The organism is Oleiphilus sp. HI0066 (genome assembly GCF_001635725.1).
This window is the reverse complement of sequence record NZ_LWFH01000180.1, coordinates 1-3,908: the sequence shown is the minus strand read 5'-3', so window position 1 is coordinate 3,908 and position 3,908 is coordinate 1. Positions and strand designations below refer to the sequence as shown.

General features: G+C 44.5%; 2 protein-coding genes. Both read right to left on the bottom strand.

The window, feature by feature from the left end; genetic code table 11:
- A partial coding sequence (locus tag A3738_RS02965; RefSeq protein WP_156503908.1) for a YhdP family protein occupies positions 1–2,400 on the bottom strand: 2,400 nt, incomplete at its 3' end.
- A gap of 37 nt (positions 2,401–2,437) precedes the next feature.
- Positions 2,438–3,907 (bottom strand): ribonuclease E/G, encoded by a 1,470-nt coding sequence (locus tag A3738_RS02960; RefSeq protein WP_369819759.1) that lies wholly within the window; start codon positions 3,905–3,907, stop codon positions 2,438–2,440.
- Position 3,908 lies beyond the last annotated feature (1 nt).

The window sequence follows — 3,908 nt, the reverse complement described above, 5'->3', positions numbered from 1 at the left end:
GCTCGTCATCTCAAAACGTGCTGGCTCTTGCGCATCAGGAATTATCAATGAGGATTCAAAGGCGGTACGACCGCTTACGCCATAAAAAGGAACATTACTAGACCGCTTGTTCTCATCCGTGAATAGCTTACTGGGATTTAACTGCCCAGATAATTTCAACTCTGTTGCCGCTATATCCGAACGATTCTCTATATTTAAAAATGCAGCCTCGCCCATAAACTGCATCGATAACATATCGGCATTAATACCTGCTTGAGAATCCACCTTCAACTTACCCACGATGTTTTCCGCAAATAAGTGGCTATCTCGATGACTCGCTTTCAAACCTCGTGCATATACGTCAATGCTGTAATCGGTCTGCAGTTCATCCTGAAAAACTAAATTCAGCCCTAGATGCGCCTCCGCAGGCCCCTCAAAGCTAAGTAAATCTGAAACACCTCGGGTTGCATCAGCAATGGGAGACTCTGAAAGCCAATAATCATAATCCGCGCCATCAAGGGATAATTCAGCATCAACCTGTAAACGAGAGTCGGGCTCTTCTTCGCTTACCTCCGGCATAACGGCAGAGAGATTACGAACAGAAACACCGTTTATCTGCGCACTTTCAGCTTCTACGATCAGCCTGTCGTTGTGTAAATTCAGAGTTAAATCGAGATCAGTCAGTGACGGCCATAACTCGTCAAATTTTAGCTCGGCTGGCTTCGCTCTGAGCGCCAAGGTTGAACTAAAGCTATTATTGGGGCTGTCAGATTCGATACTTCCATACCCAATAAAACGCCCATCTTCTACAATGCCGCTTTTAAGCGACTCTGCGAGCCACTGATGTAAGGTCGAATCAACAGCATAATACGGTACAAAATCAATCACATTCGATAACTCAACATTTGTCATACCGAGCATCAAACCTAGGTAATCCTCTTGCGAATCGTCATTAAGTCGGAGAACAAAATCGCCAGTCACTTCTGCATCATCGAACAATTTCAACGACAGGCCTTGCGACTCGACCACATAGTCATCGCCATCTTGATACCATTGAACCCGGCCTGACGCGCTATAACTATCAAAGCTCTTTAAATACAAATCAGGGAAAAATAAGCCGAACTTTTCACTATAAAAATCGACGTAACCTAGGTTCTCATTAACTTCAATAAAACCGTCGATGTTCGTTGCACCAGGAGTACCCCTAAATGGCTTCAAAGATACTTTGTGTAGCTCTGATTTAAACGAAAAATCATCGCTTTCTGAATCCAAAGCAATATGCATGTTTTTAAGTAGACCACTAGGATCACTAACCCTAAGTCGCTCACTTAGATCGCTATCTAATAGATCGACCGATCGCAATAATTCGCCGGTACAATCTAGGTCTATTTGACTGACCGAGACATTCAGTCCAGCTTCGGAGGATTCAAGTACAGCTCCAGGAATTGAACATCGCTGCCCATTCCATTGATAGACAAGATTATCCAGGGCAACCCGATGCCCGTTTTCATTGCCTTGCCAAGAGAAACGCGCGGATGAATTCACTATCGGCAATAAAGTTTTTTGATCGGCACTCCAATTCAGACGATGTAATTGAACATCGGCATAAAGCCCTTCAACCTTTAGACCAGCTAGATCAAGCCATACGCGACCGCTCACATCCAAGTCGTTAATTACTAAACCTTTCCAAGAATAAGCCTCAAGAAAACGATCAAGAAAGTCAGCAGATCGCGCCTCAATATAGAGTTTTCCGGCAGTCGATGAACTAGATTCAAAATCAGCGCTGTTATAAACAAATCGCGCTAAGGGCTGCAATCCATTTGGACGAATGACGTTACCTTGCGCGAATATTTGTCCATCAATATACGTCAAACTTGAGGATGGAAGATGCCATACACGCTCATCTTTGCCATGCACTGTCACGCGCACGTATGCATCAACAAGCTTTAGGTTTGCGCCATCTAAAATATCTTCAATCGCAAACTGAGACGTACTGTCATCGTCTATTTGCAAATTAAATAAATCGACCCCGGCAAGCGACCACCCTCCTTGACTATCCTGATGCAGAGCAAGGTTCGTTTGGTCTAACTTAATAGATTTGATTCGCGGCGCTTGATTGAGCAGAGTATCCAAGAACGCGAACTTAATCTGTGCCGTTTTTATATGTGCGTTGGGTGCACCATTGACTGATATGCCGCGAATCTCAAGAATTGGATCAAAGCCACTCCACTTTGCCCCAAGTTGATCGATCACAACAGGCAGTTCCAGCTCAGAACTTAGGTAGCTTTGCAAAGAAAGGCGATAATCTGGAAGCTGTGAGAGGACTAAACGCCCTGCTACAACATAGACGAGGACCGCTATTAATGCGGTATACGCAAGCAGTTTCGCTTTGAATTTAAGCAGTTTGTAGGTTCGATTCAAAGCGAAAAACCTATGCGTTTATCTTAAGGGAGTGACGCTAGAGTAAAACAACGTCGTACTGGCCCTGATTGTACATTAGTTCAACCTGAAACTTTATCTGCTTGCCGATGAAAGTTTCTAAATCTGCGACATTATCAGACTCTTCATCCAACAGGCGATCAATGACACTTTGAGATGCCATCACCATGATCGATTGCGCATCGTACGCGCGACTAACTCGCAAGATTTCTCGCAAGATTTCATAACAGACGGTTTCAGCTGTTTTAAGTGAACCGGTGCCATCACAAACAGGGCAAGGCTCGCACAAAGTTTGCCCTAAGCTTTCTGTTGTTCGCTTACGCGTCATTTCCACTAAACCAAGTTCTGACACACAACTAATCGTGGTTCTAGCGTGATCGCGCTCGAGCATTTTCTCTAGCATACGCAAGACTTGACGCTGATGCTCTTCGTCTTCCATATCAATAAAGTCGAGGATAATAATCCCACCAAGATTACGCAAACGAAGCTGTCTTCCTATCGTTCGAGCCGCTTCGAGGTTGGTTTTAAAGATAGTTTCTTCGAGGTTTCTGTGGCCAACAAAAGCACCAGTATTAACGTCTATTGTGCTCATAGCCTCGGTTTGATCGATTATCAGGTAGCCACCAGACTTCAGCTGAACCTTCCTACCCAAGGCTTTTTGAATTTCGTCTTCAATGCTATACAGATCGAAAATCGGACGCTCACCTGGGTAATATTCCAATCGCGAACTGACATCAATCAAAAAGTTCTCTGAAAATTCTTTTACCTTCACAAAGCTTTCTTTGGAATCGATGCGAATTTTCTCTGTCTGCGGTTTTACCAAATCTCTTATAGCCCGCACATGAAGCGGTAATTCTTGGTATATCACCTCACCTACAGCACAATTTTTAATGCGCTGCTCTAGCTTGCTCCAGAGCCGAATGAGAAATCGAATATCCGCTTCAAATTCATCCTCGCCAGCGCCTTCTGCCGCTGTTCGAATAATAAATCCAGACCCGTTTTCATCTTTCGATTCGCTATCACCGGCTTCTGTATCAACAGCATCATTATTTTGCTCAGTCGCTGACTTCGGCTCAGCAGCACGCTCAGCAAAAAAAGCTTCACTTTTCGTGGCTTTCGTCACTAAGGAACGCAAACGATCACGCTCTGACTCTTCTTCAATACGTTGAGAGATACCAATGTGTTGGACGCTAGGCATGTACACAAGATAGCGACTCGCTACAGATAACTGAGTGGTTAATCTCGCACCCTTAGTGCCTATAGGATCTTTAGTGACTTGAACAACAAGAGGCTGACCCTCACGAAGCAAATGCGCAATATCAGGTTGCGCAGTATCTTTCTCTGCGGGCCCGACGATGTCAGAGACATGAATAAAAGCCGCACGCTCAAGACCGATATCTACAAAAGCTGCCTCCATTCCTGGCAATACGCGTACAACCTTGCCTTTATAGATATTACCGACAATCCCTAATCGACTGGATCGCTCGATA